Source organism: Actinokineospora baliensis (assembly GCF_016907695.1).
Lineage (GTDB): Bacteria > Actinomycetota > Actinomycetes > Mycobacteriales > Pseudonocardiaceae > Actinokineospora > Actinokineospora baliensis.
Map to the genome: position 1 here is coordinate 4304356 of NZ_JAFBCK010000001.1, position 21198 is coordinate 4325553.

21 protein-coding genes are annotated in these 21198 nt (G+C 70.7%); 8 read left to right on the forward strand and 13 right to left on the reverse strand.

The annotated features are described in order from the left end of the window. From JOD54_RS19830 to JOD54_RS19850, 5 genes are all read right to left on the reverse strand, one after another. Positions 1-660: a response regulator transcription factor gene (locus tag JOD54_RS19830; protein ID WP_204451963.1), complete on the reverse strand. Its 660-nt coding sequence runs from the start codon at positions 658-660 to the stop codon at positions 1-3. 2 nt (positions 661-662) lie between these two features. Further along, the gene (locus tag JOD54_RS19835) at positions 663-1949 is read right to left on the reverse strand and encodes an MFS transporter (protein ID WP_204451964.1); all 1287 of its coding nucleotides are present in this window, start codon (positions 1947-1949) and stop codon (positions 663-665) included. Between the two features lie 101 nt (positions 1950-2050). Then, complete coding sequence (locus JOD54_RS19840) at positions 2051-4561, reverse strand: BREX system ATP-binding domain-containing protein (protein ID WP_204451965.1); 2511 nt, start codon at positions 4559-4561, stop codon at positions 2051-2053. A gap of 70 nt (positions 4562-4631) precedes the next feature. After that, positions 4632-6335: a condensation domain-containing protein gene (locus JOD54_RS19845; protein WP_204451966.1), complete on the reverse strand. Its 1704-nt coding sequence runs from the start codon at positions 6333-6335 to the stop codon at positions 4632-4634. Positions 6336-6463: 128 nt separating this feature from the next. Then, on the reverse strand, positions 6464-6676 hold the full coding sequence (locus tag JOD54_RS19850; RefSeq protein WP_204451967.1) for a hypothetical protein: 213 nt from the start codon (positions 6674-6676) through the stop codon (positions 6464-6466). A 7-nt stretch (positions 6677-6683) separates the two neighbouring features. Here JOD54_RS19850 and JOD54_RS35160 point away from each other — a divergent pair, with 7 nt between their 5' ends. Both JOD54_RS35160 and JOD54_RS19855 read left to right on the forward strand, forming a co-directional pair. Further along, entirely contained in the window at positions 6684-6806 is a 123-nt protein-coding gene (locus tag JOD54_RS35160; protein ID WP_275592668.1) for a hypothetical protein, read from the forward strand. A 450-nt stretch (positions 6807-7256) separates the two neighbouring features. Further along, positions 7257-8027 carry a pentapeptide repeat-containing protein gene (locus tag JOD54_RS19855; protein WP_204451968.1) on the forward strand — a complete coding sequence of 257 codons (771 nt, stop codon included), beginning with the start codon at positions 7257-7259 and terminating at the stop codon, positions 8025-8027. Here JOD54_RS19855 and JOD54_RS19860 read toward each other — a convergent pair. Then, complete coding sequence (locus JOD54_RS19860) at positions 8017-8883, reverse strand: hypothetical protein (protein ID WP_204451969.1); 867 nt, start codon at positions 8881-8883, stop codon at positions 8017-8019. The genes JOD54_RS19855 and JOD54_RS19860 overlap by 11 nt on opposite strands. 119 nt (positions 8884-9002) lie before the next feature. On the opposite strand from JOD54_RS19860, the gene JOD54_RS19865 reads away from it, so the two are divergent. The 4 genes from JOD54_RS19865 to JOD54_RS19880 are packed head-to-tail and all read left to right on the forward strand — an operon-like array spanning position 9003 to position 11679. Beyond that, positions 9003-9353 carry a YciI family protein gene (locus JOD54_RS19865; protein WP_204451970.1) on the forward strand — a complete coding sequence of 117 codons (351 nt, stop codon included), beginning with the start codon at positions 9003-9005 and terminating at the stop codon, positions 9351-9353. Further along, the gene (locus tag JOD54_RS19870; RefSeq protein WP_204451971.1) at positions 9350-10519 is read left to right on the forward strand and encodes an RNA polymerase sigma factor; all 1170 of its coding nucleotides are present in this window, start codon (positions 9350-9352) and stop codon (positions 10517-10519) included. Before JOD54_RS19865 ends, JOD54_RS19870 begins: the two co-directional genes overlap by 4 nt. 46 nt (positions 10520-10565) lie before the next feature. After that, positions 10566-11306, forward strand: coding sequence for a HipA family kinase (locus tag JOD54_RS19875; RefSeq protein WP_307860180.1), 741 nt, complete (start codon positions 10566-10568; stop codon positions 11304-11306). Next, on the forward strand, positions 11290-11679 hold the full coding sequence (locus tag JOD54_RS19880) for a DUF3037 domain-containing protein (RefSeq protein ID WP_204451972.1): 390 nt from the start codon (positions 11290-11292) through the stop codon (positions 11677-11679). The genes JOD54_RS19875 and JOD54_RS19880 overlap by 17 nt, the downstream gene beginning before the upstream one ends. Here JOD54_RS19880 and JOD54_RS19885 read toward each other — a convergent pair. Genes JOD54_RS19885 through JOD54_RS34315 form a run of 6 tightly spaced genes read right to left on the reverse strand, consistent with a single transcriptional unit; the run spans position 11676 to position 16797 of the window. Beyond that, positions 11676-12890 carry a UbiD family decarboxylase gene (locus JOD54_RS19885; protein ID WP_204451973.1) on the reverse strand — a complete coding sequence of 405 codons (1215 nt, stop codon included), beginning with the start codon at positions 12888-12890 and terminating at the stop codon, positions 11676-11678. The two genes, JOD54_RS19880 and JOD54_RS19885, sit on opposite strands and share 4 nt — an antisense overlap. Beyond that, positions 12887-13573: a beta/alpha barrel domain-containing protein gene (locus tag JOD54_RS19890; protein WP_204451974.1), complete on the reverse strand. Its 687-nt coding sequence runs from the start codon at positions 13571-13573 to the stop codon at positions 12887-12889. Before JOD54_RS19890 ends, JOD54_RS19885 begins: the two co-directional genes overlap by 4 nt. After that, positions 13570-14217, reverse strand: a complete 648-nt coding sequence (locus JOD54_RS19895) for a phosphoribosylanthranilate isomerase (protein ID WP_204451975.1) — start codon at positions 14215-14217, stop codon at positions 13570-13572. Before JOD54_RS19895 ends, JOD54_RS19890 begins: the two co-directional genes overlap by 4 nt. Then, complete coding sequence (locus tag JOD54_RS19900; RefSeq protein ID WP_204451976.1) at positions 14210-15565, reverse strand: TrpB-like pyridoxal phosphate-dependent enzyme; 1356 nt, start codon at positions 15563-15565, stop codon at positions 14210-14212. The genes JOD54_RS19895 and JOD54_RS19900 overlap by 8 nt, the downstream gene beginning before the upstream one ends. After that, positions 15558-16547, reverse strand: coding sequence for a hypothetical protein (locus tag JOD54_RS19905; protein ID WP_204451977.1), 990 nt, complete (start codon positions 16545-16547; stop codon positions 15558-15560). The genes JOD54_RS19900 and JOD54_RS19905 overlap by 8 nt, the downstream gene beginning before the upstream one ends. Before the next feature lies 1 nt (position 16548). Beyond that, positions 16549-16797, reverse strand: a complete 249-nt coding sequence (locus JOD54_RS34315) for an acyl carrier protein (protein ID WP_307860181.1) — start codon at positions 16795-16797, stop codon at positions 16549-16551. A 381-nt stretch (positions 16798-17178) separates the two neighbouring features. On the opposite strand from JOD54_RS34315, the gene JOD54_RS19915 reads away from it, so the two are divergent. Beyond that, a complete protein-coding gene (locus JOD54_RS19915) occupies positions 17179-17772 on the forward strand; it encodes a TetR/AcrR family transcriptional regulator (protein ID WP_204451979.1) in 594 nt (197 codons plus the stop codon). A 318-nt stretch (positions 17773-18090) separates the two neighbouring features. On the opposite strand, the gene JOD54_RS19920 is transcribed toward JOD54_RS19915, so the two are convergent. Beyond that, positions 18091-19560, reverse strand: coding sequence for an aminotransferase-like domain-containing protein (locus tag JOD54_RS19920; RefSeq protein ID WP_204451980.1), 1470 nt, complete (start codon positions 19558-19560; stop codon positions 18091-18093). A 1239-nt stretch (positions 19561-20799) separates the two neighbouring features. On the opposite strand from JOD54_RS19920, the gene JOD54_RS19925 reads away from it, so the two are divergent. Beyond that, on the forward strand, positions 20800-21054 hold the full coding sequence (locus tag JOD54_RS19925; RefSeq protein WP_204451981.1) for a hypothetical protein: 255 nt from the start codon (positions 20800-20802) through the stop codon (positions 21052-21054). Positions 21055-21198 lie beyond the last annotated feature (144 nt).

Here is a 21198-nt window from a genome sequence, read left to right on the forward strand (position 1 = left end):
TCAGTCGCCCAGGCGGAAGCCGAAGCCACGGATGGTGCGCACCAGCTCCGGCCGCCCCAGCTTCGCCCGCAGCGCCGCCAGGTGCACGTCCAGCGACCGCGACACCGCCAGGTACGCGTCGCCCCACACCTCGTCGAGCAGTTGCTGCCTGCTCACCGCGGTCCCCGGGTGCCTGGCCAGCGCGGCGAGCACCTCGAACTCCAGGTTGGTCAGGCCGACCGCCTCGCCAGCCACCGTGACCCGCCTGGCGTTGAGGTCCACCGCGACGTCGTCGATCTCCACCACCGCGGGACGCACGCCCTCGGCCGCCAGCGCCCGCCTGGTCACCGCCTCGATCCTGGCCAGCAGCTCGATCAGCCGCACCGGCTTGACCAGGTAGTCGTCGGCGCCCAGCCGCAGCCCGCGCACCACCGTGCGCTCGTCGCCGTGCGCGGTCATCACCACCACCGGGGTCGAGGCGAGCTTGCGGAGCTTGCGCAGCACCTCCAGGCCGGGGATGTCCGGCAGCCCCAGGTCGAGCAGCACCACGTCGGCGTCGCGGTGCCGGATCAGCGCGTCGGCGCCCCGGGTGACCCGCTCGACGGGGTGCCCGTGGGTGGTCAGCACGTCGTGCACGGCCGCCGCCACCCCGTCGTCGTCCTCGACCAGCAGCACGCGCATCGTCAGTCCCGGTCCTCGAGCGGCGAGTCGGTGGACGTTTCCCCCATCACCGCGTAGACCACGAGGGAAACCAACACACATCCCGCCACATAGTAGAAGAACACCGACTCGTGCCCGGCTTGCTTGAGCCACAGGGCGACGTATTCAGCCGTTCCGCCGAAGATCGCCACGGTGAGCGCGTAGGGCAGGCCAACACCGAGGGCGCGGACCCGCGTGGGGAACAGTTCCGCCTTCACCACCGCGTTGATGGACGTGTACCCGGTGACGATGACGAGAGCGCCCACCATCAGCAAGAACGCGGGCACGGCCGAGTTGGTCTTGGCCAGGGCGGTCAGCAGAGGCACCGTCAACAGCGTCCCCAGCACGCCGAAGCCCAGCAGCAGCGGCCTACGACCGATCCGGTCCGACAGCGCCCCGGCGATCGGCTGCAGCACCACAAACACCACCAACGCCAAGAAGTTGATCCAGGCGACCGTGGCCTTGTCGATGTGACTGGTGTTCACCATGAACTTCTGCAGGTAGGTCGTGTACGTGTAGAAGGCGACCGTGCCGCCCAGCGTCAGGCCGACCACCAGCAGCAGCGATCGGGGGTGCTTCAGGAGCGCCTTAAGCGTTCCCCGAGTCTCGTTGGACCGCTCGGCCTCGAAGCTGGGGGACTCGTCCATCGTGCGCCGCAGGTACATGACGACAAGAGCCCCGAGCGCCCCGACCGCGAACGCGATCCGCCAACCCCAGGAGTCCATCTGCGCGGGCGTCAACACGTTCTGCAGCACGATCTGCAGCGCCAACGCGGTGAGCTGACCCGCAGTGAGCGTGACGTACTGGAAGCTGGAGAAGAACCCGCGCCGACCACTCGCGGCCATCTCCGAGAGGTAGGTCGCCGAGGTCGCGTACTCGCCGCCGACAGACAGCCCTTGGAGTAGCCGTGCCAACACCAGCACCACCGGTGCCGCCACGCCTATAGACGCGTACCCGGGGGTAAGAGCGATCATCAACGACCCGAAGGCCATCAACGTCACCGACAACGTCAACGCCCTCCGGCGGCCGAACCTGTCGGCGAACCGCCCCAGCAGCCACCCCCCGATCGGCCGCATCAAGAACCCCACCGCGAACACTGCCGCCGTGTTCAGCCACTGCGCGGTCTGGTCGCCCTTGGGGAAGAACGTCGCCGCGAAGTAGATGGAGAACGCCGTGTAGGCGTACCAGTCGTACCACTCGATCAGATTGCCGATGGACCCCTTGGCGATGTTGGCCACCACTCGCCGATCGGCCCGCTCCTTGACTGCCATGTCCCCTCCCGTGGATCCCGTGATCGGGACCACAGTGCGGTGCGTAGTCGGACGGCGACAAGCGGAGGCCCGGCAACCTTACAGACTCTTAGGGGAAGCGGCTAAGAGGAGCGGGCGGCCAGCCGTTGCGCAACTCCCATGCGGGACTTGACGCCCAGCTTGGTGAACACACGCGCGAGGTGCCCTTCGACCGTCTTGCGGCTGAGGAACAGCCGGGTCGCCACCTCGCGGTTGGTCAACCCGGACGCCACGAGTTCGGCGACCTCGAGCTCGCGGCCGGACAACGCCTCCACCGTCCCGTGTGGACGACGTGGTCGGGGCGCGCGGGCTCCCAGCCGCGTCTCGGTGAACCTGACCCGAGCCGACAGCCACGTCGCGCCGCAGGCGAGGTAGCCCTCCTTCGCCTGACCCAACTCGGCCCGCGCCGCGGTGAGATCACCCTCGGCCGCGAGGTGCTCGGCCAGCAACTCCCTGGCGCGAGCCCGCCGCACCGGGCTACCGGTGATGGCGCGGGCGGCCTCGTCCCGCGCGGCGGTCGACCGTCCCAGCGCCGCGAAGACGTACGACTGGGCGAAATGCCCGATCACGCTCGACCCCCGCACGGCTTCCTCGGCGAACCCGGCGGCTTCCTCGGCCCTGCCGAGCCCGACCATCGCGATCGCCAGGTGCCCCGCCCACGTGCCCCTGGCCTGCCCGCTGGCCCGGGAGAGGTCGGTGCCCACCGAGGCCGTGATGTGGCCGACGCAGGCGGTGAAATCGCCCATCGCCAGGTGGGCCTCGGCGACCGTCAACCCCGCGATCTCCGCCCACCACGGCGACCTCGGTGATGGCGCCGCCGCCAGCGCGTCTTCCGGACCGTTCTGCCACAGGATCGCGGGCAACTCCACCGCTGACGCCAGCGCCGCCAACTCCACGCTGCCCATGGCCACGGCGACGGCGTGCGCCTCCCGGCAGCTGACGCGGACCTGGTCGAGGTGACCGGAACGCAGCGCCAAACCCGCCTCGACCGCCAGGAGTTCGGGCAAACTCGACCGGCGACCCGTGGCCCGAGCGATGTCCACGCCACGCTGGACGTGCCTGGCCGCCTCGGCGGTCCGGTCCAGTGCGAGCTCAACCCAGGCCAACCCGGCGAGGTGGTCGCCGACAGCGGCATCCGGCAGCCCGTCCACCAGCCGAACAGCGGGCCACGCGGCATACGCGCTCGTCTCACCCGCCCGGACCGAGCCGAGCGCGAGCAACACGTGCCCTGCGACTTCATCGCCCTCCGCGATGGCATGTCGGGCATGCCCGACGCACCCCGCGGGATCTCCCAGCAGTAGCGCCACCGCGGCTCGTTCCGCCGCGACCCCTGCCGTGCCTGCCCTGGCCAAGAGCGCCTCAGCCTCGGTGTAGCGACCTAGGAGACGCTCGGTTCGTGCGCATGCCCGCACGACCTCTGGGCCAGACTGTCCATTGGCTAGAGACGTGTGCAGTACGTCCCTGGCGCGTAGGAGGTTGCCGCCGAGCCCTAAGGCGCGCCCCAGTAGCGGCAGCAACTGGTCGCCTGTGCCGTAGGGGAGGACCTGAATGGCGCGGTCCACCCACGCCGCTGCGGTGGTAGGCGCTGAGTCGAGTACGACCTCCGCCGCGCTCGCCAACGTCCGGGCTGCCTCAGCATCGCCGTAAGAGGCCGCGCGGGCCGCGTGGAACGCTTGCAGCGGTAGGGGGCCGCCCTTGAGGCGTAGGTACTCACCGGCTCGCCTATGGGCCCTTGTCCGCCAAGTGACACCAGCGGACTGGTACGCGGCCGCGCGGACCAACGGGTGCCGGAACGCGATCCGCGAGCCGTGCGCGCGCACCAACCCACTCGCCACAAGGTCGTCCAGAGCGCGAAGCACGACCGCCTCCGGTAGGCCCGCCACCCGAACCACCACGTCCACATCGGCAGGGGCGCCTGAGGCGGCCACCGCGTACGCGACTTCTCGTCGCACCTCGTCTAACGCGAGGACCTCGCTGGCTGCCACCGCGAGCACGCCATCCGGCAGCGGTGTCTCGCCGATCCCGCGCGGGTCGATGGCTAAGAGGACTGCCTCAGGCGAGTGTCCTGTCAGTGCCGAAAGGTAGAGGGGGTTGCCGCCGCTCGCAGCGACCAACTGGGCGCACATGTGCCTCGGCGTACCGGGCAGCAGGGCCGCCACGTCGGCGGCATCGAGCGGTCCCGGGGACAACCGGGTCACCTGCCACGGCGACCGGGCCAACGCGGCGGGCAGCCAATGGCACCCGTCGCGGTAGGCCACCGCGACCAGCACCGGCCCCGGCGACGGCGCCCGCAGCAGCGTTTCCAGCCATTCCGCCCATTTCACCGCGTGCGCGTCGTCAATCACCAGCACCGACGGACAATGCTCGGAGATCCGTTCGCTCGGCGGTCGAGACACCGCCGCGAATCGCACGTCGACCCCGAGGGAATCGGCCCGCTCGGCGAGTTCGGCCAGCAGCCGGGTTTTCCCGGTGCCCGGCTCCCCGTGCACCGCCACCACTACCGCCTGGCCCGTGACCAGCGCGTCCAGTGACCGCTGGAGTGCGGAAAGTTCCCGTTCGCGACCGACGAGGGGTTCGCGAGCGGGTCTTCCCATCCGCCACCCCCAGAATCGCCAAACGACCGGTGGAATCACCGGTGTCGATTGTCGATCTTAGGTTACCCGGTTAATCGGCAGAAGCGGTCGGACGGCCCGAACCGGTGGTCAGAACGGCCCCCTGGATGTCGTGGATCACATAGCGGTGCGGGGCCATCGCCCCCGGCTTGCCCGGCAGCGCGGCCATCACCGCGGTGTGCAGCGCCTCCGGATCGGGGGCAGGCGCGGTCACGGACGCGGTGATCTGTCCGTCCTCGACGGTCACCCGCACCTGCTCCGTGCCCGCGGCCCCGCTCACCGCTGCCCGCACGTCGTCCAAGCTCACCCACGACGAGTCGAGCAGTCGCCACGATTCGTCCCGCACCACCGGAACCACCCCGGTCACCGAGCCGATGTCACGCACCCGGACCTCTCCGGTCGCGGCTGTCACTAACAGGCGCTCTAGCGCTAAGAGCACCGTGTCAACCTCCGCGGCCGGGAAGCGCGCGGTGTCCACGTGCAACCGGATGTCGGCCTCTGTGTCGCTCACACCGCCTAACGTGAGCAGGAACGCCGTAGGCAATGTCCGATCCGGCATCGGCTCCAGCTTCGTGTCCGCTAAGGCAGCTACCGGGTCGGCCGGGGCGTTGGTCGCGGCGGCGGCCGTAGTGGCGCCGAGGTCGTTGAAGACCGCGTCGCGGTGGAAGTAGGTGCCGCGTTCCCGGCCCACGCTGTCGATGACCTCCCACAGTTCTATGGAGTCGAACTGCGCGTAGCGGTAGGCGTTGATGGTGGTGGCCTGCACCTGCCGGACGACGTCGTCGAAGGTGGCGTCGTCGTCGAGCGTGTAGGGCACCAACGCGTCTTGCGCCAAGGGGCCTACGTACTCCCGCCACGCCGAGCGGAACCGGTTACCGCAAATGGACACGATGACCCCGTCCGGCGTCGCGGTCCGCACGCTGAGCAGCGCGGCCGCCGCGGCCAACACCGCGGTGGAGTAGCTGGCGCCGGTGCGGTCCACGATCATCCGCAGCGCCGCCGCGGCCGCGCTCGACACCATCCGCCGCTCCAGGTACCCCGGGGCGCCCTCCGGGTGCGGCGGCAGCGCGCACATCGCCTGCGGGACCTGCCGCAGCCGGGTGTCCCAGTACTTCAGCGCCGACCTGGTCCGCCGCTTGCCGACCTCCGACTGCTCCCACTCCGCCTGGTCCAGCGGCTGGTGCCCCCGCTCCTCGGCCAGGTCGTCGCGCCCGGCCAGCAGCGCGCGCAACTGCTCACCCACGATCGCCGCCCCCGCCGCGTCCACCGCCACGTGGCAGAACAGCAGGACCACCACCATCGGCAGTCCGCCGCCGGTGATCACCAGCACCCGCAGCGGCAGCCCGTTGACCACGTCGAACGGCACCCCGAGCTGCTGCCACACCAACCGCCCGATGAACGCCAGCGGGTCGTCGCCCTCCAGTTCGTGCAGCTGCAGATCGATCTCGCCCTCGACCAGCACCCGCTGGGTGGGCCCGTCGGGGGAGTCGAGCACGAACGTCGTGCGCAGCGCCTCGTGCCGGGCCACCAACACCCCCAACGCCCCCACGATCTCGGGCACGGTGTGCTCGGGGGACAACTCCACGAACACCGGCAACACGTCCGACCGGTCCCCATCGGTCCCCAGCCACCGCAACACGTTGCGCTGCCCCAGCGTCACCGGCCCAGTCCCACCCCGCACCCCGCGGAACCGAACCGGCAACACCGGCACGGCAGGCCCGTCGGGCTGGGACGCGATCGACTGCGGCACCGTCATGGCGAACACTCCTCATGTCCCGGCGGCGAACACAGCAGGACCCTAGGCAGCCCGCCTCCGCCGAACATGGGGGAAATCCCCTATCTTGACCGATCCCACCCGCTGGAACACGACAGGTGTCTGTCCGACTACTCCCGCCGGGGCAACTGGCCGGTCGGACCCGCGGTGACGGTGAACCGGCCCGGTCCGAAGGTGACCTGACCGGTCGGGCCGGGGGAGATCGGTCCGGTCCCCGCCTGCAGGTCCGCCTCGAACCCCGGCAGCTTGAGCTTGATCAGCGACGGCAACAACACCGCGATGGTGAACAAGCCGACCAGCACCGGCGTGGTCGTCGTCAACATGACGGCGGTGACCTTGTCGCTGGTGAAGAAGGTGACCCACAGCGTGCTGAGCAGGGCGATCGAGACACCCCCGCAGGTGCGTAAGTGCCCGCTGGCGGTACAAGAGCCGTCCTCGCGCGTCGCCCGCTAGCGAGCCCATCCGGTGGTGGGCCACACCCGCGACGAAGTGCGGGTCGGCCTCCTTGTCCGGAGCGGACCCGATCGCACCCTGTGCGTGCGCGTAGGCCTCAGCGTGCAGGTCGGCGTTCTGCTGCTTGTCCGCAGGAACAACGCCCCCAACTCAACATGCGCCGCCGCGTCGTACCAATCACGATTGATCGCCTTGGCCAACTCCACCTCGGCCTCCTCGTACCGCCCCATCTGGACGTACAGGGCACCGAGGTCCGCGTGGCCGGATCCACCTCGATCGCGGCGTCGAGGTGGGGGAGGGAGTCTTCGAAGGCGCCTCGAGCTGCGTGAACGTTCGCCAGCGTCAGCGGCGGCGGAGAAGGTCGATTTCGGTGGTGGTCACGGCTCCCCTTAGGCTCGTTCTCCACCCTGGTCGTGACACTCTCACGGTCCGTTACCGGTCAGGAGCACCGTGCCAGATCCGTTCGCCGCGTTGCGGGCCGATTGCGCCAACTGCCACGCGCTGTGCTGCCGCGTGCCCGCCTTCGCCGCGTCTGCGGACTTCGCCATTGACAAGCCTGCTGGGCGTGCCTGCCCCAACCTGCTCGCTGACCACCGGTGCGGGATCCACGACCGGCTGCGGGCCAAGGGGTTCACCGGGTGCACGGTCTATGACTGCTTTGGCGCGGGTCAGAAAGTCACACGCACTGCGCCCGACGAGGCCCAAGACGTCTTCCCGGTTGTGCGTGACCTGCACGAGCTGCTCTGGTACCTCACAGAGGCCCAGCAGATCGCCGCGTCACTACGCGTCGACATCGGTCGGGTGTTGGTTGAGACCGAGGACCTCACCAACGCGGGCCCAGCTGTGCTGCGATCCCTTGACGTCCACTCTCACCGCAGCAAGGTCAACGCGCTGCTGCTTAAGGCGAGCGAGGTTGCCCGCGCGGGGACTCGCGGTAAGAACCACCGGGGTGCCAACCTCATGGGTGCCCGGCTGCGGCGCGCCGACCTACGCGGGGCGAGCCTAAGAGGGGCCTACCTCATCGGGGCAGACCTAAGAGACGCTGACCTACGCCAAGCCGATGTGATCGGTGCCGATATGCGGGGGGCTGACCTAAGAGGGGCTGACTTCACCGGTGCGCTGTTTCTCATCCAGTCCCAACTGGACTCCGCGCGCGGTGACTCCACGACCAAGCTGCCACCCAGGCTGACCCACCCCTCGCACTGGTCGGCTAAGGCATGAACTTCTTGGGGCCGACCAGCGCGGCCGCCCCGATCAGCACGTAGCCGACCACCGGTCCGAACGACCCGACGCTGAGGTTGTCGAAGCCGTCGGCGAAGTCGGCGACGGCGGCCACGTGGACCCCGGACAGCGCCAGCAGGATCAGGCCCGCGACCCGGCGGAACATGCTCACCGCGGTCTTCAGCACGAAGATGACCACCACGGCGACACCGACCGCCGCCACCGCGACCACCACGTCCCGGGTGCTGAAGTCCTGCTCGATGCCGAACATGCCGGTCATCGGGGCGATCCCGTAGCGCAGCAGCAGGTACCCGACGCCGAGCAGGACCAGGCCCGCCCACACCACCTTCATCGCCACGGACTCGAGCACCGCGGAGAACGACAGCAGCACCCCCAACACGACCAGCGGGTAGCTGAAGATCACCACGTACCAGTCGCCGAAGCCGTGCGCCTGGCCGTCCGACAGGTCGCCCACCAGGCTCGCCAGCGACCTGGGGTCGCCGCCGTGCGCGACCCACGGCAGCAGCGTGAGGCTCAGCAGCTGCACCAGCGACCCGACGATCGCCAGCACCAGGCCGACCCCGGGGATCCGGCGCGGACCGGACGACGACCTCGGCGGTGGCGCGGGCCGGGCGGGTGCGGGCCGCTGGGCCTGCTGAGCGGCGGGCCGCTGGGCCGACTGGGGCTGACCCGCCGGACGCTGGGGCTCCTGCCGGTACGGCTGCCCTTGCTGGGGCTGCTGCGGGCGGGGCTGCTGGGGGTAGGGCTGCTGGGGCTGGTAGGGCCCACCGCCCACGGGCGGACCGTAGCCGCCCTGGCCGGGGTACCGGGGGTCGTGCGGCGGCGGTTGCGACATGTGCGAACCGTACAGTCAGGACCGGTCGAAAACAGCCCGTCGCCGAGGTGTCGATTCGCGAGGCAGCCATTCGTGTAGAGGGTGCGGGCCGCCGGGCCCGCACGACAAGAGGAGCCGACATGGCGCAGTACCTGCTCAGCATCCAGCAGCCCGACGGTGACCCGCCCCCGCCGGAGGTGCTGGACCCGATCATGCGCGACGTCGCCGCCCTCAACGAGGAGATGCGGGCCGCGGGCGCGTGGGTGTTCACCGCGGGCCTGCACCCGGCGCACACCGCGACCGTGCTGCGCCCGAAGGGCGACGACGTGCTGGTGACCGACGGCCCCTACGCCGAGGGCCGCGAGCACGTCGGCGGCCTCTGGGTGATCGAGGCACCCGATCTCGACGCGGCGCTGGAGTGGGGCCGCAAGGCGGCGGTGGCGCTCACCCTGCCGATAGAGGTCCGCCCCATCGGCGGTCACTGCGGGTGACCCTGGCAGGCGTGTTCGCCCAGGAGTACGGGCGGGCGGTCGCGGTGCTGACCCGCGTCTTCGGTGACATCGACATCGCCGAGGACGCGGTTCAGGACGCCTTCGCCCAGGCTCTGCGCACCTGGCCGGAGCGCGGGGTCCCGCCGAGCCCGGCGGGGTGGATCATCACCACCGCCCGCAACCGGGCCATCGACCGGCTGCGCCGCGAGGCCGACCGCGACGACAAGCACGCCCAAGCCGCGCTGCTGCACGCGGCGGCGGAACCAGTCGAGGAGGGCCCCGTGGGCGACGACCGGCTGCGGATGGTCTTCACCTGCTGCCACCCGGCGCTGGGCAGACCGGCCCAGGTCGCGTTGACGTTGAAGCTGCTCGGCGGCCTCACCACCGCCGAGATCGCCCGGGCGTTCCTCGTGCCGGAACCGACCATGGCGCAGCGGCTGGTCCGGGCCAAGGCGAAGATCCGCGCGGCCCGCATCCCCTACCGGGTGCCGACCGACGCCGACCTGCCCGATCGGCTGCGCTCGGTCTTGGCCGTGGTGTACCTGGTGTTCACCGAGGGGCACGCCCGACGCCGCGAGGACCTGTGCGCCGAGGCCATCCGCCTGGCCAGGCTGCTCGTGGAGTTGATGCCCGATGAGCCGGAGGCACTCGGCCTGCTCGCGCTCGTGCTGCTCACCGACGCCCGCCGCGCCGCGCGGGTCGACGACGACGGCGTGTTCGTCCCGCTGACCCGCCAAGACCGCGCCCGCTGGGACCACGCCATGATCGCCGAGGGGCACGACCTGGTCCGCCGGTGCCTGCGCCGGGGCGCGCCGGGCCCTTACCAGATCCAGGCCGCGATCAACGCCGTCCACACGGACCCGCCGACGGACTGGGCCCAGGTCGTGGCGCTCTACGACCAGCTGATCGCGGTGGCCCCGACACCGGTCGCGCGCCTCAACCGCGCTGTCGCGGTCGCCGAGGTCTCCGGTCCCGCCGAGGCGTTGGCGTTGGTGGCGGAACTGGACCTCGACGGCTTCGCGGTCTTCCACGCGGTCAAGGCCGATCTGCTCCGACGGCTCGACCGGACCGAGGAAGCCGCACCGGAGTACACGCGCGCGATAGAGCTCAGCCCCGACCCTGCCGAACAGGACCACCTGCGACGCCTACGCGATTGCACGGCATGATTCGGGGGTGCCCTCGCCCCTGCGTGCCGTTTCGGCCACTCGGTATGTGACCCCCTTGCGCGAAGGTGGGTCGCTGCCCGGGTTGGTGGAGGCCGACGACCTGGGGATGTACGTGCTCAAGTTCCGCGGCGCGGGTCAGGGCCTCAAGGCGTTGGTGGCCGAAGTCGTGGTGGGTGAGTTGGCGCGGGCATTGGGCCTACCGGTGCCGGAGATCGTGCTCGTCGACCTCGACCCGGAACTCGGCAGGGCGGAGCCGGACGAAGAGGTCCAGGAGTTGCTGCGCGCCAGCGGCGGCCACAACCTCGGGTTGGACTACCTGCCGGGGTCGTTCGACTTCACCCCGCTGGTGCGCGACCCCGGGCCTGACTTGGCCGCGCGGGTGTTGTGGCTCGACGCCTTGGTCCTCAACGTCGACCGCAGCTGGCGCAATCCGAACCTCTTGCTCTGGCACCGGGATGTGTGGCTCATCGACCACGGCGCGTCTTTGTACTTCCACCACCGGTTCGCGCCGGGATGGCAGCCCTCGCAGACCTACCGCTACGACGCTGCCGACCACGTGATGCTGCCGGTGGCGGGGTCGGTCGTCGAGGTCAACGCGACGCTCGCGCCGAAGGTGCTCCCGGTTGTCGATGACGTGCTGGAGTTGGTACCGGACGACTGGTTGGACAGTGTGTTCGACACGCCAGACCAGGCCAGGGCGGCCTATAGGGCGTACTTCGAGGCACGACTGGCTGACGCGCCGCGCTGGGTCGAAGAGTTGGAGGCGACCCGTGTCGCACGTGTTTGAGTACGCGCTCCTGCGAGCCGTACCCCGCCAAGACCGCGGCGAGGCCATGAACGTCGGCGTCCTGCTTTATTGCGCCAGCCTGGACTACCTACGCTGCCGCACCCATGTAGACCCCGACCGGCTGCGCGCCCTGGACCCCGATCTCGACATTGACACCCTCGCCACCGCGCTGACGCTGCTGTGCGGCGCCTGCGATGGCAGTGACCAGCGGGCACCGGTAACGGGCATCTCCCTTGGGCAGCGCTTCCGCTGGCTCACAGCGCCGCGCAGCACTCTCGTGCAGACCTCGCCTACACACCCCGGGCTCACCAACGACCCTGATGCGGACCTAGAGCGCCTGTTCCAGCGCCTAGTACTTCCCGTAGGTGCCTAACGGCCGTAGGGGAGTGTCGCGTCGATGAAGCCGCGTTCGTCCGCGCGCGGCCACTCCGAACGACCCGTGCCCCGGGTAGCCATCGCCCACAGCACGTCCTCCGCGCACGAGGCGTCCACGTCGTCGTCGGTGAACACGATCAACCTGCCGAACGGGTGCCGGTCGAACGCCCGCCGCGCCACCTCCGCCAGCCGGTGGTCGTCGGCGCTGGACCGCTTGCGCACCGACACCACCAACAGCAGCATCCCGCCGCCCGCCGGGCTGTGGTGGACGTCGGTGACCAGGTCGTCGTCGACCGCCCGCGCCACCGACAACGCCCCCGCCAGCCCCAGGACGACCGACTGCTCCCGCCCCTGCTCCACCATCGCCTGGTACAGCGGATCCGGGCGCGCGGTCACCGCGGTCACGGTGAGCACCGGGCGTCCGTCCGCCACCGCCTGGTCGAGGTAGCCCTCCAGGACGATCTCGGAGTCCGCCAGCACGGTCGACCCGACTCCCGCGCACAGCGCCACCGGCGCCTCGGCGAGGGCACCGGCAAGAGCCACTTTGTCGACCGGCCACAGCTGCGAGGTCAACGCGGACGCGATGGTCACGGCGGGAGGAGCCCCGAGGTTCACCGACACGGGCAACCGGTCCCCAGCGGCCAACGCCTCCGCGCGCAGGTTGCCCAGGGTCGGGTCAGGTCCCATGCACACAGCGAGCCGAGACTCGTCCAACGCCACCATCTGGTGCGCGGACAACACGGCAACGTCGCCGCGGTTCGCGTAGAGGACGCCTTGGGTGATGTAGCGCCCGGCGGTGTGGTCGGTCAGCAACGGCAGCTTGTGCAAGTCGACATATGGCCACCGCACGCGGTTCTGCGCGACCCGCACAGGGGGAACAGCTGCCTCTATCAACGCCTTCGTGGTCTCGCGACTCGCGTACCGGGGGAGTCCGGGTAAGAGGGCCCGAACCCGGTTGGTGTCACCGTAGAACCCGAGCAGGATCGGGATGGATGTGTCCGGCAGTTGGTACTGCACCACCATCTCCGAGTGCGGTGCCGACGGCAAGCCGGTGAACCGCTCGACGAAGTCGGTCGCGACCGCGTCCAGGCGGAACAGCCTGCTCGTTGGTCCGTGCTCGTTGAGCGGGATCCGGCGCAACGCGGTGCGCAGTGACAACGCCGTCGGTTCTTCGACCGTGGGGGTGCGCGGGGTCGGGATGGCCGTCACCGCGGCACCCCGGCCCGGTGGGACAACCAGGCGGCCGGGTTGGGTGACCGCAACAACGCCGTGCCGACCAGCACAGCGGTGTACCCGGCCTCCACCAGCCGCGTGACCTGCTCAGAGCGCTCGATGCCGCTGGCGCTCACCGGGGCGCGGCAGCCCGTCGCCCGCACGACCGGCAGCAGTTGCTCGCTGCGGCCCAGATCGGCCGGTCCGCGCTCCCGCAGCCGGATGTCCTTGTTGTTCACCGCCAGCACGCACTCCCCGGGGTGCGGCACCGCGGCGATCTCGGCCTCGGACACCACCTCCACGAACGGCGTCAGCCCCAGCAGCAGCGCCTTGTCCACCAGCGTCGCCAAGACCCGCCCCGGCACCAGCGCGGCGGTCAGCAGCACCGCGGCCGCTCCGACGTCCCTGGCGTGCACCAGTTGGGACTCCCTGGTCAGGAAGTCCTTCTGCAGCACGGGCAGGTCGCAGCGCGCGGTGATGTCGGCGAGCAGCCGCAGGTCCCCGCCGAACCACCTGCCGGTCACCACCGACACGCACCCCGCTCCGGCGGCCTGGTACGCCGCCGCGATCGCCACCGGCGACCGGTCGCCCAGCAACGACACCCCGTCAGCGCTGTGCACCTTGACCTCGGGGATCACCGGGATGGACGCCCCCAGCAGCGCCTCGATGAACCCGCTCACGGCCGCCACCCCGCCACCAGTGCGCTCACCCTGCCGGGATCGATCCGACCGTTGCCGCCCCGGCAGCCGGTGTCCGCGTCGACCCCGGCGAACCTGGGGTGCCGCCGGACCTCCCGGAAGTCGGCGGCGTTGTCCGGGGTGATCCCACCCGAGAGCAGGAACGGTCGACTCAGCCGGTTCGCGATGCCCAGCACCACCTCTTCGGCCAAAGTCCTCCCCGTGCTGCCCAACGCCCCGTCCGGTCCCACACAGTCGAGCAAGAACATGTCCACCCCCGCCTGCTCGTAAGCCCCCACCAATGCCTCCTCCAAGCACACCCCGGCCCTGACGTGCAGGGCCTTCACCACGGTCAGACCAGCCCCCTTGAGCACCTTGACCACCCTCGGCGGCTGGAACCCGTGCAGTTGGACCCACCGCACCCCGGTCGCCTGTGCGAGCCCGACGAGGCCATTGGCGTCATCGGTGAACGTCACCAGCACCGGCTCCGGGCCGCCGCGCGAGGCCAACTCCGCGAAGGTCGACGGCGACAGGTTCGCGTGGCCGCCCCGCACACCGCACCACAGACCCACCAGGTCCACCCCGCCGAGCGCGGCGAGGTCCGAGGTGCGGGTGGCCCCGCAGACCTTCACCAGCGGCTCAGACATCCGGCAGCCCCGCCAACGCCGCGTACATCCGGCTGAGGTCGAACTCCTCGTCCCGCAACGTGCCCGCGAAGTACTCCGCGTAGGCGGGCAGGTCGAAGTGGCCGTGCCCGGACAGTCCGAAGAGGATCGTCCGGCCGATGCCCTCCTCCTTGCACCACAACGCCTCCCGGATGGCAGCCTCGACCGCGTGGCACGACTCCGGCGCCGGGACGATCCCCTCTGTGCGCGCGAATCGCACACCCGCCGCGAAGCACGCTGACTGCGCGACCGCGACAGGGTCGATCAACCCCTGCGCGACCGCCTCGCTCACCAGAGGTGCCATACCGTGGTAGCGCAGCCCACCCGCGTGTAGAGGCGGTGGGATGAACCCGTGCCCCAGAGTGTGCATCCGCAGTAGAGGCGTGAACCCGGCCGTGTCGCCGAAGTCGTAGGCCAGCGTTCCCTGGGTCATCGAAGGACAAGAGGCGGGCTCAGCTGCCACTACGCGAACAGGCCTGCCACCGCGCAGTTGCTCTCCTAGGAACGGGAACGACAACCCGCCCAAGTTGCTGCCACCACCCGCGCACCCGATAACCACATCCGGGTAGTCGTCGGCCAAACCGAACTGGATGATGGCCTCTTGGCCGATCACGGTCTGGTGTAGCAACACGTGGTTGAGCACGCTTCCGCAGGCGTAGTTCGTCGACGGGTCCTGAGCGGCGATCTCCATGGCTTCCGACGCGGCGATACCCAGGCTTCCGGGGGAGTCCGGGTCCCGCGCCAGGATGGACCTACCGGTCTCGGTCTCCCTGCTCGGGCTCGATACGCAACGCGCGCCGTAGGTCTGCATCAGCAGTTGGCGGTAAGGCTTCTGGTCGAAGCTCACCCGCACCATGTAGACGCTGACATCCAGGCCGAACAACGCGCCCGCCAAAGCCAGAGAAGATCCCCACTGCCCCGCCCCGGTCTCCGTGGCGAGTTTCGTGATCCCGGCCTGCTTGTTGAAGTACGCCTGCGCGACCGCCGTGTTCGGCTTGTGGCTGCCAGTAGGGCTGACTCCCTCGTACTTGTAGTAGATCCGCGCGGGTGTGTCCAAAGCGCGTTCCAGCCCGCGCGCCCGCACCAACGGCGAAGGGCGCCAACGCGCATAGACCTGCCGCACCGGCTCCGGGATCTCTACCTCCCGGTCGAGGGTCAACTCCTGCCGGGCTATCTCCGCGGGCACTATAGGCAGCAGATCGTCGGGTGTAACCGCCCGACCCGTCGCCGGATGCCGGGGCGCGGCGAGGTCAGGCAGGTCGGCGGCGAGGTTGTACCAGGTGCGCGGGATGTCCCGCGCGCTGAGCGTGAACTGCACGGGCTCAACCATGGCGAACCAACCGGGCCAACAACGCCGTCGCCGCGCCATCCCGCACGACCTCGGCCGCGTCCGCCTTGGCCCGCGCCCAGTCGGTGCTGGACCCGGACAGGACAGCCAACGCCGCCGCGTTCAAGCACACGGTCTGAACCGCCGCTATAGGCGCGCTACCGGACAGCAGCGCACGCAGGTCCGCCACCGGGTCTGCCCCGGGCGCGAGGTCGAGCAGGGAGCCCGGCTCGGACGGCTCCAGCCGCCAACTGCGCCCGGTCACCCCCTCGTGGACGTGGTTGACGGCGAACGACACCAACTCGTCGACGCCGGTGTCGTTGTGGCACAGCCAGGTCTTCTGGTCCGAGCGCCGAGCCGCGAGCGCGCGCAACGCGGGCACGTCCTCGGCGCGGGCCACCCCGGTCAACTGCGCCGCCACCGACACCTGGGCCAAGAACGGCCCCACGGTGTTGACGAACCGCCCCACTGTCCGCAGGTCCAACGGCACGATCTCGGCGGCCAGCAGCGAGATCTCCACCGGGTAAACGAAGACCCCGGCGAACCCCACACCGAACCGGTCCACCATGTCCGCCAACTCGCTGTGCGAACCCGCCAGGGGTACCCCGGCCGCTGCCAGGACGTCGAAAGACCCGGCCCGGCGCGAGTAGCCGCGCGACCCGGTCTTGACCACGCGCACCCCCATCGCCGCGGCCACCACCGCCGCCGCGGTGGAGACGTTCACCGTGAGCGGCCCACCGCCGGTCCCGACGACGTTCACCGCCCCCGGATACGCCACCGGTTCCGCACCACCGCGCTCCTGCGCCGCGTCGAACAACGCGGCCAGCGAACCCGGATCGGGCATGACCGTGGACAACGACGCCAACACCGCCGCCGCCTCACCCCTGGCCAGCCGCCCCCGCGACAACCGGTCCAGGAAACACCCCCACGCCGCTCTCCCCACCGGGCCTGCCCGTCTGGTCAGCCCGGCCAGCAACGCCGACACCTCAGCCCGCCCGCACCGGCGACACGGCGAGCCCGGCCACCGCGCGCACCGACCGCAGGTCCGCCGGGTCCACCTCGTCCACGCGCACGTCGAAGGTGTCCTGCAACCAGGCCAGCACGCGCAGCGCGCCCAGGCTGTCGATCACCCCGGCCGCCACCAGGTCCAGATCCGGGTCCACCTCCTCGGCGGGCACGTCCGGCAGGAACTCCTCGACCACGAACCGGGTCACGGCGCCCAGCACTTCGCTCACGGCAAACCTCTTCTCCCCCTCACCGCGCGGACCCCGGGCACGGTCTCCACAGTGGACATCCCGGCGGCATCCCTGCACCGGGATGTCCAAGTTATGTCCGGTAGGGGGGTCGGGCATGGGTGCCCGCCACCCACATTCCGCCAGCCGGAACCCGCGTTGGCGCACGTCACGGCCCCGAGCCGCGCTCAGGGCCCCGGCACGCTGGGGCGACGAGCGGAAAGGGCGTGGTTTCCACCCACCGCTATGCTGGGGCGTTGCCGCCAAGGCTCCTAAGAGGACAAAACGGATTCCGGCCGCACCCCTATCGGGGTGCCACCCCGTCGCGGGCCCGCTAGGATTCGGGGGACAACCCCGCCCACCACCGCTCGACGGAGGACTCCAGTGGCGTCCAAGCCAGCCCCGCAACCAGCCCCCGTCGAGGATCCCGCGCCCGAAGAGCGGGGTGTGCGCGCGCACGCCAGGCGCAACCACGAGAAGCTGCGCGTCGCCGCCAACATCGTCGTCGCCGAACAGGGCGCCGACGCCTCGCTCGAGGAGATCTCCCGCCGCGCGGGCCTGGGCTCGGCCACCCTCTACCGCCACTACCCCACCCGCCTGATCCTCCTCGACGTCGTCTTCCACGACCGCGTCGAAGCCCTCAACGCCGCGGCCGCCCCCCTGCTGACCTCGGCCGACCCCGGAACCGCCCTGGTCGACTGGGTGCTGCTGCTGGCCGACCACTTCACCGCGAACCTCGGCCTGGCCAAGTTCCTCGTCCTCGCCGAGGGCGCCAAGGACCTCACCAGCGCCCACGACCAGGTCCGCGACACCGGCAAGAAACTGCTGACCCGAGCCCAGAAAGCCAAGGCCGCCGCCCCCGACACCACCATCGGCGACCTGCTTGACCTCCTGAACTCCATCGTCCTGACCAACGAACGCGACCCCCTCCGCGTCCGGCGGCTGCTGGACCTGGCGGTCAGCGGCATCCGCCGCTGAGGTGCCGGCTGGTTGGTGCGGGTTGGCGGGGAGTTGCTCGTCTATGCGCAGGAGACCGGGGCGGCTGCGTAGGGGATCGCCGTTGGCGACTTGGTCGGCATGGTGAAACTTTCGTTGTTCTGCCCAACGAACGTGGTCTCATCCGCGTCCGGCGGCTGCTGGACCTGGCGGTCGGCGGCATCCCGCTGAGGTGGCCGCGCGCTGAAGGCGCGGCTTGACCCAGGTTGGCGAGATCTGCCACTGAGGTGGCCATGCGCCGAAGGCGCGGTTGGCGGCCGCAGGTTGGCGGGGAGTTGCTCGGCCGTGCGCGCGATGGCGTCAGATCAGCGGGGTCGTGTCGGTGACCGGGCCGTGGCGTTGGAGGTCGGCCCAGGCTCGGGCCAGGCGGCGGACCAGTTCGGTGATGACCTCGTGGGGGAAGGTGAACGGCACCCGCACGTGGTTGTCGTGCGCGCCGGTGGGGTCGGTGGCCGATCCCGGGACGGCCTCGACGCCGTGGCGGAGGGCCACTTGGGCGAAGATCTGCGCGCTGGTGTCGGGCAGCGCCACCCACAGCGCCGAGCCGCCGTCCGGGGTTTGCCACCGCCAGCTCGGCAGGTTCTCCGCCAGCAGGGTCTGCATGTGCTCCAGCCGCGACCGCATCGTCGCGGCCCGGATCGCGGTGATCTCGTCCAACCTCGGCAGCAGCCGGGCGGTCAGCGCCTGGTCCAGCACCGGGCTGCCCAGGTCCGCGCGGACCTTGTACCTCGCGAGCCGCTCCACGATGGCGGCTGGGCCGCGTACCCAGCCGATGCGCAAGCCGCCCCACACCGACTTCGCGACCGAGCCGACACTCAGGATCTCCGCATTGCCCCTGGCGAACGCGCCTATAGGGGGCGGGGTGGCACCGGTGCGGCTGTGGAAACCGCTATAGGCGTTGTCCTCCAACACCGGCACGTTGTACCGGGCAGCCAGTTCGGCGACCCGTCTTCGCCGCGTCGTCGACATCATCCGGCCGGTGGGGTTGTGGAACGTGGGCATGAGGTAGGCCAGCACCGGGCGTTCCTCGGCGAACACGGCCGCCAACCGGTCCGGGCGGATGCCTTCGTCGTCGAGCGGCACGCCGACCAGCCGCGCACCAGCCGCGCGGAACACGTCCAGACAACCCGGCCAGCTCGGCGTCTCCACGACGACGGTGCTCCCCGGCCGCAGGTACATCTGTGCGACCAGACCGATGACCTGCTGCGCCCCCGTCGTGACGAGCACCTGGTCGGCGTCGGTCGGCAACCCCACGTCGGTGTAGTGCGCGGCAACGGCTTCGCGCAACGGGGGATAGCCCCTCGGGTGGTAGCCGACATCGGCCATCAACTCGGCGAGCTCGCCGTCGGCCAGGTCGCGGTAGACCTCGGCGAGCTCGGGCGCCGCGGGTTCGATGGCCATCGCCAGCGAGATGATCGGCCCCGGTCCGTCGACGAGCCGCTGGAAGATGGAGGTGGCCCGCCCACCCGGGATGCGGCCGTGGGAGCCGTTGACCCTCGGGCGCGCGCTCACCCGGGTACCGCTGCCGCGCACGCTGTCGACGAGGCCCTTGCCGCGCAGCTCGTCGTAAGCGGCGACAACGGTCGCACGGCTGACCGTCAGCAGCTTGGCCAAGTCGCGCTCGGAGGGCAGCCGTTCGCCCGCGGGCAGGTCGCCGACTTCGATGGTCTTGGCCACAGCGCCCGCGAGTTTGCGGTAGAGCGGACCGCCCGTGGTGGTCCAATCGCCGAGCAACTCCACCAGGCTGTTCGCGTCGGAGAGGCGGTCCATGATCATCAAGGTACCGGGCCGGGCCAGCGGGAAACCGGTCCACTTCGGCCGTGATTGGACTGGACTCGGCCCGCCCGCGCGGGTAGGCGCCCCCGAAGTGGACGCTTGACCGCGACGGCTCGCACCGCGCTCCAACCGTTTCGCGCCACCCGGGAACCGGTGCGCGGACTCCGCCCGGGCGGCCTTGCCGGTTCGCGTCGCGCAGGCCCCCTGGTCTGCGGGAACCGCCCGCGCAAGCCCGGTGACCCGCCTTGGCCGGGTCGACCGCGGCGCACCCGGATGGACTAGCGGACCCCCGTCTGGCGGCCGGAACACCGGGCTGACAAGATCGACGCCGTGCCGAACCCGACCACGAGTCCCGCACCCAGCCACACGTCCGTCCAGCACGCCACGACCGTCCGGTTCACCCGCGTCCCCGACCAGCCGGTGATCCCCGCTCAGTCCGAGCCCGCGAAGGCACCGCGCGCCGAAGAGCCCCCGGTCGACCTGTTCGCCCCCTTCCGCCCGGTCGAGGCCACCCCCGAGGCCGTCTCTCCTTGGGCGCCGCAGCCCACCCCGCGGCCCACTGCGCCCCAGCCGCCCGCATGGGAGTCCGCAGCCGCGCCACATGCCGGTGTCCAGCCAGCCGCCGCAGCCCCACAGCCTCTTAGCGCCGAATCTGCGGCGTCGTCGGTGGCGCCGCCCGTGGTTCCGGCTTCGACTGCCACCGCGGCTGCTTCGCCGTTCTCGGCCGCCTCCGCTGCGCCCACTCGGCCATGTGCTCCGCCGCCTGCTGCGTCGTCGGTGGCCCCCGCGGGCGTTGTGCCGGTGGCACCGTCCGTGGTTTCGGCTACGCCTGTTCCTGCCGCTGTGCCAACTGCTTCGCCCGCGCCAGCAGTGCCTGTTCGGCCCGTTGCCCCGGCGCCTGCCGCTTCGTCGGCGGTGGCGCCCGCTGCCGCGGGTATTCGGCCGGTGTCGCCGTCCGTGGTGTCGGGTGCACCTGTTCCTGTTGCCGCTCCAGTTGCCTTGTCGGCCGCGCCCGCTGCGCCTGCTGTCGCAGGTGTCGGGCCGGTGGCACCGGCTGTGACCACCACGGCGGCTGCATCGTCGTTCTCGGCCACTTCCGCTGTGCCTGCCCGGTCGGTTCCGGCGCCCGCCGTGTCGTCGGTGTTGGACCCCGTAGCCGCGGGTGTTGCGCCAGTGGGCCCGGCTCCCGTGCGGCCGTTGTCGGCATCTCCTGCTGTAGATGTTCAGCCTGCTGTGCCTCCTGCCGGGCAGGCCGTCCCGCTCATGGTCGACGCCGCTCCCAGGAGTGCGCCGTCGCCCACTCCTGTCTCGCCGACCAACGGCCTTGAGTCGCTGTCCGCGCGGATGTCGCCGGTTGTCCCCTCGACCGCTGAGGCCGCCAATCCGCAACCGCAGGTGCCCGCCGCCAAGAAGGCCGTGCAGAAGCCGCTGGTGCGGCGGGTCGTGCGCCGGATCATCGGGCCGAGCCTGCTGCAGCGCCGCGACTGAGATCCCGCGTGAGACCCTCACCGGTGCGGAGAACGCCTGGTTGGTGGGCCATTCACCGCCACGGACGGTGGATGCACGCTGGCTGAACGTTGCCCGAACAGGCCTATCGCGGGGTCGTCGGGCGATCTAGTTTCAGCCGGCAGT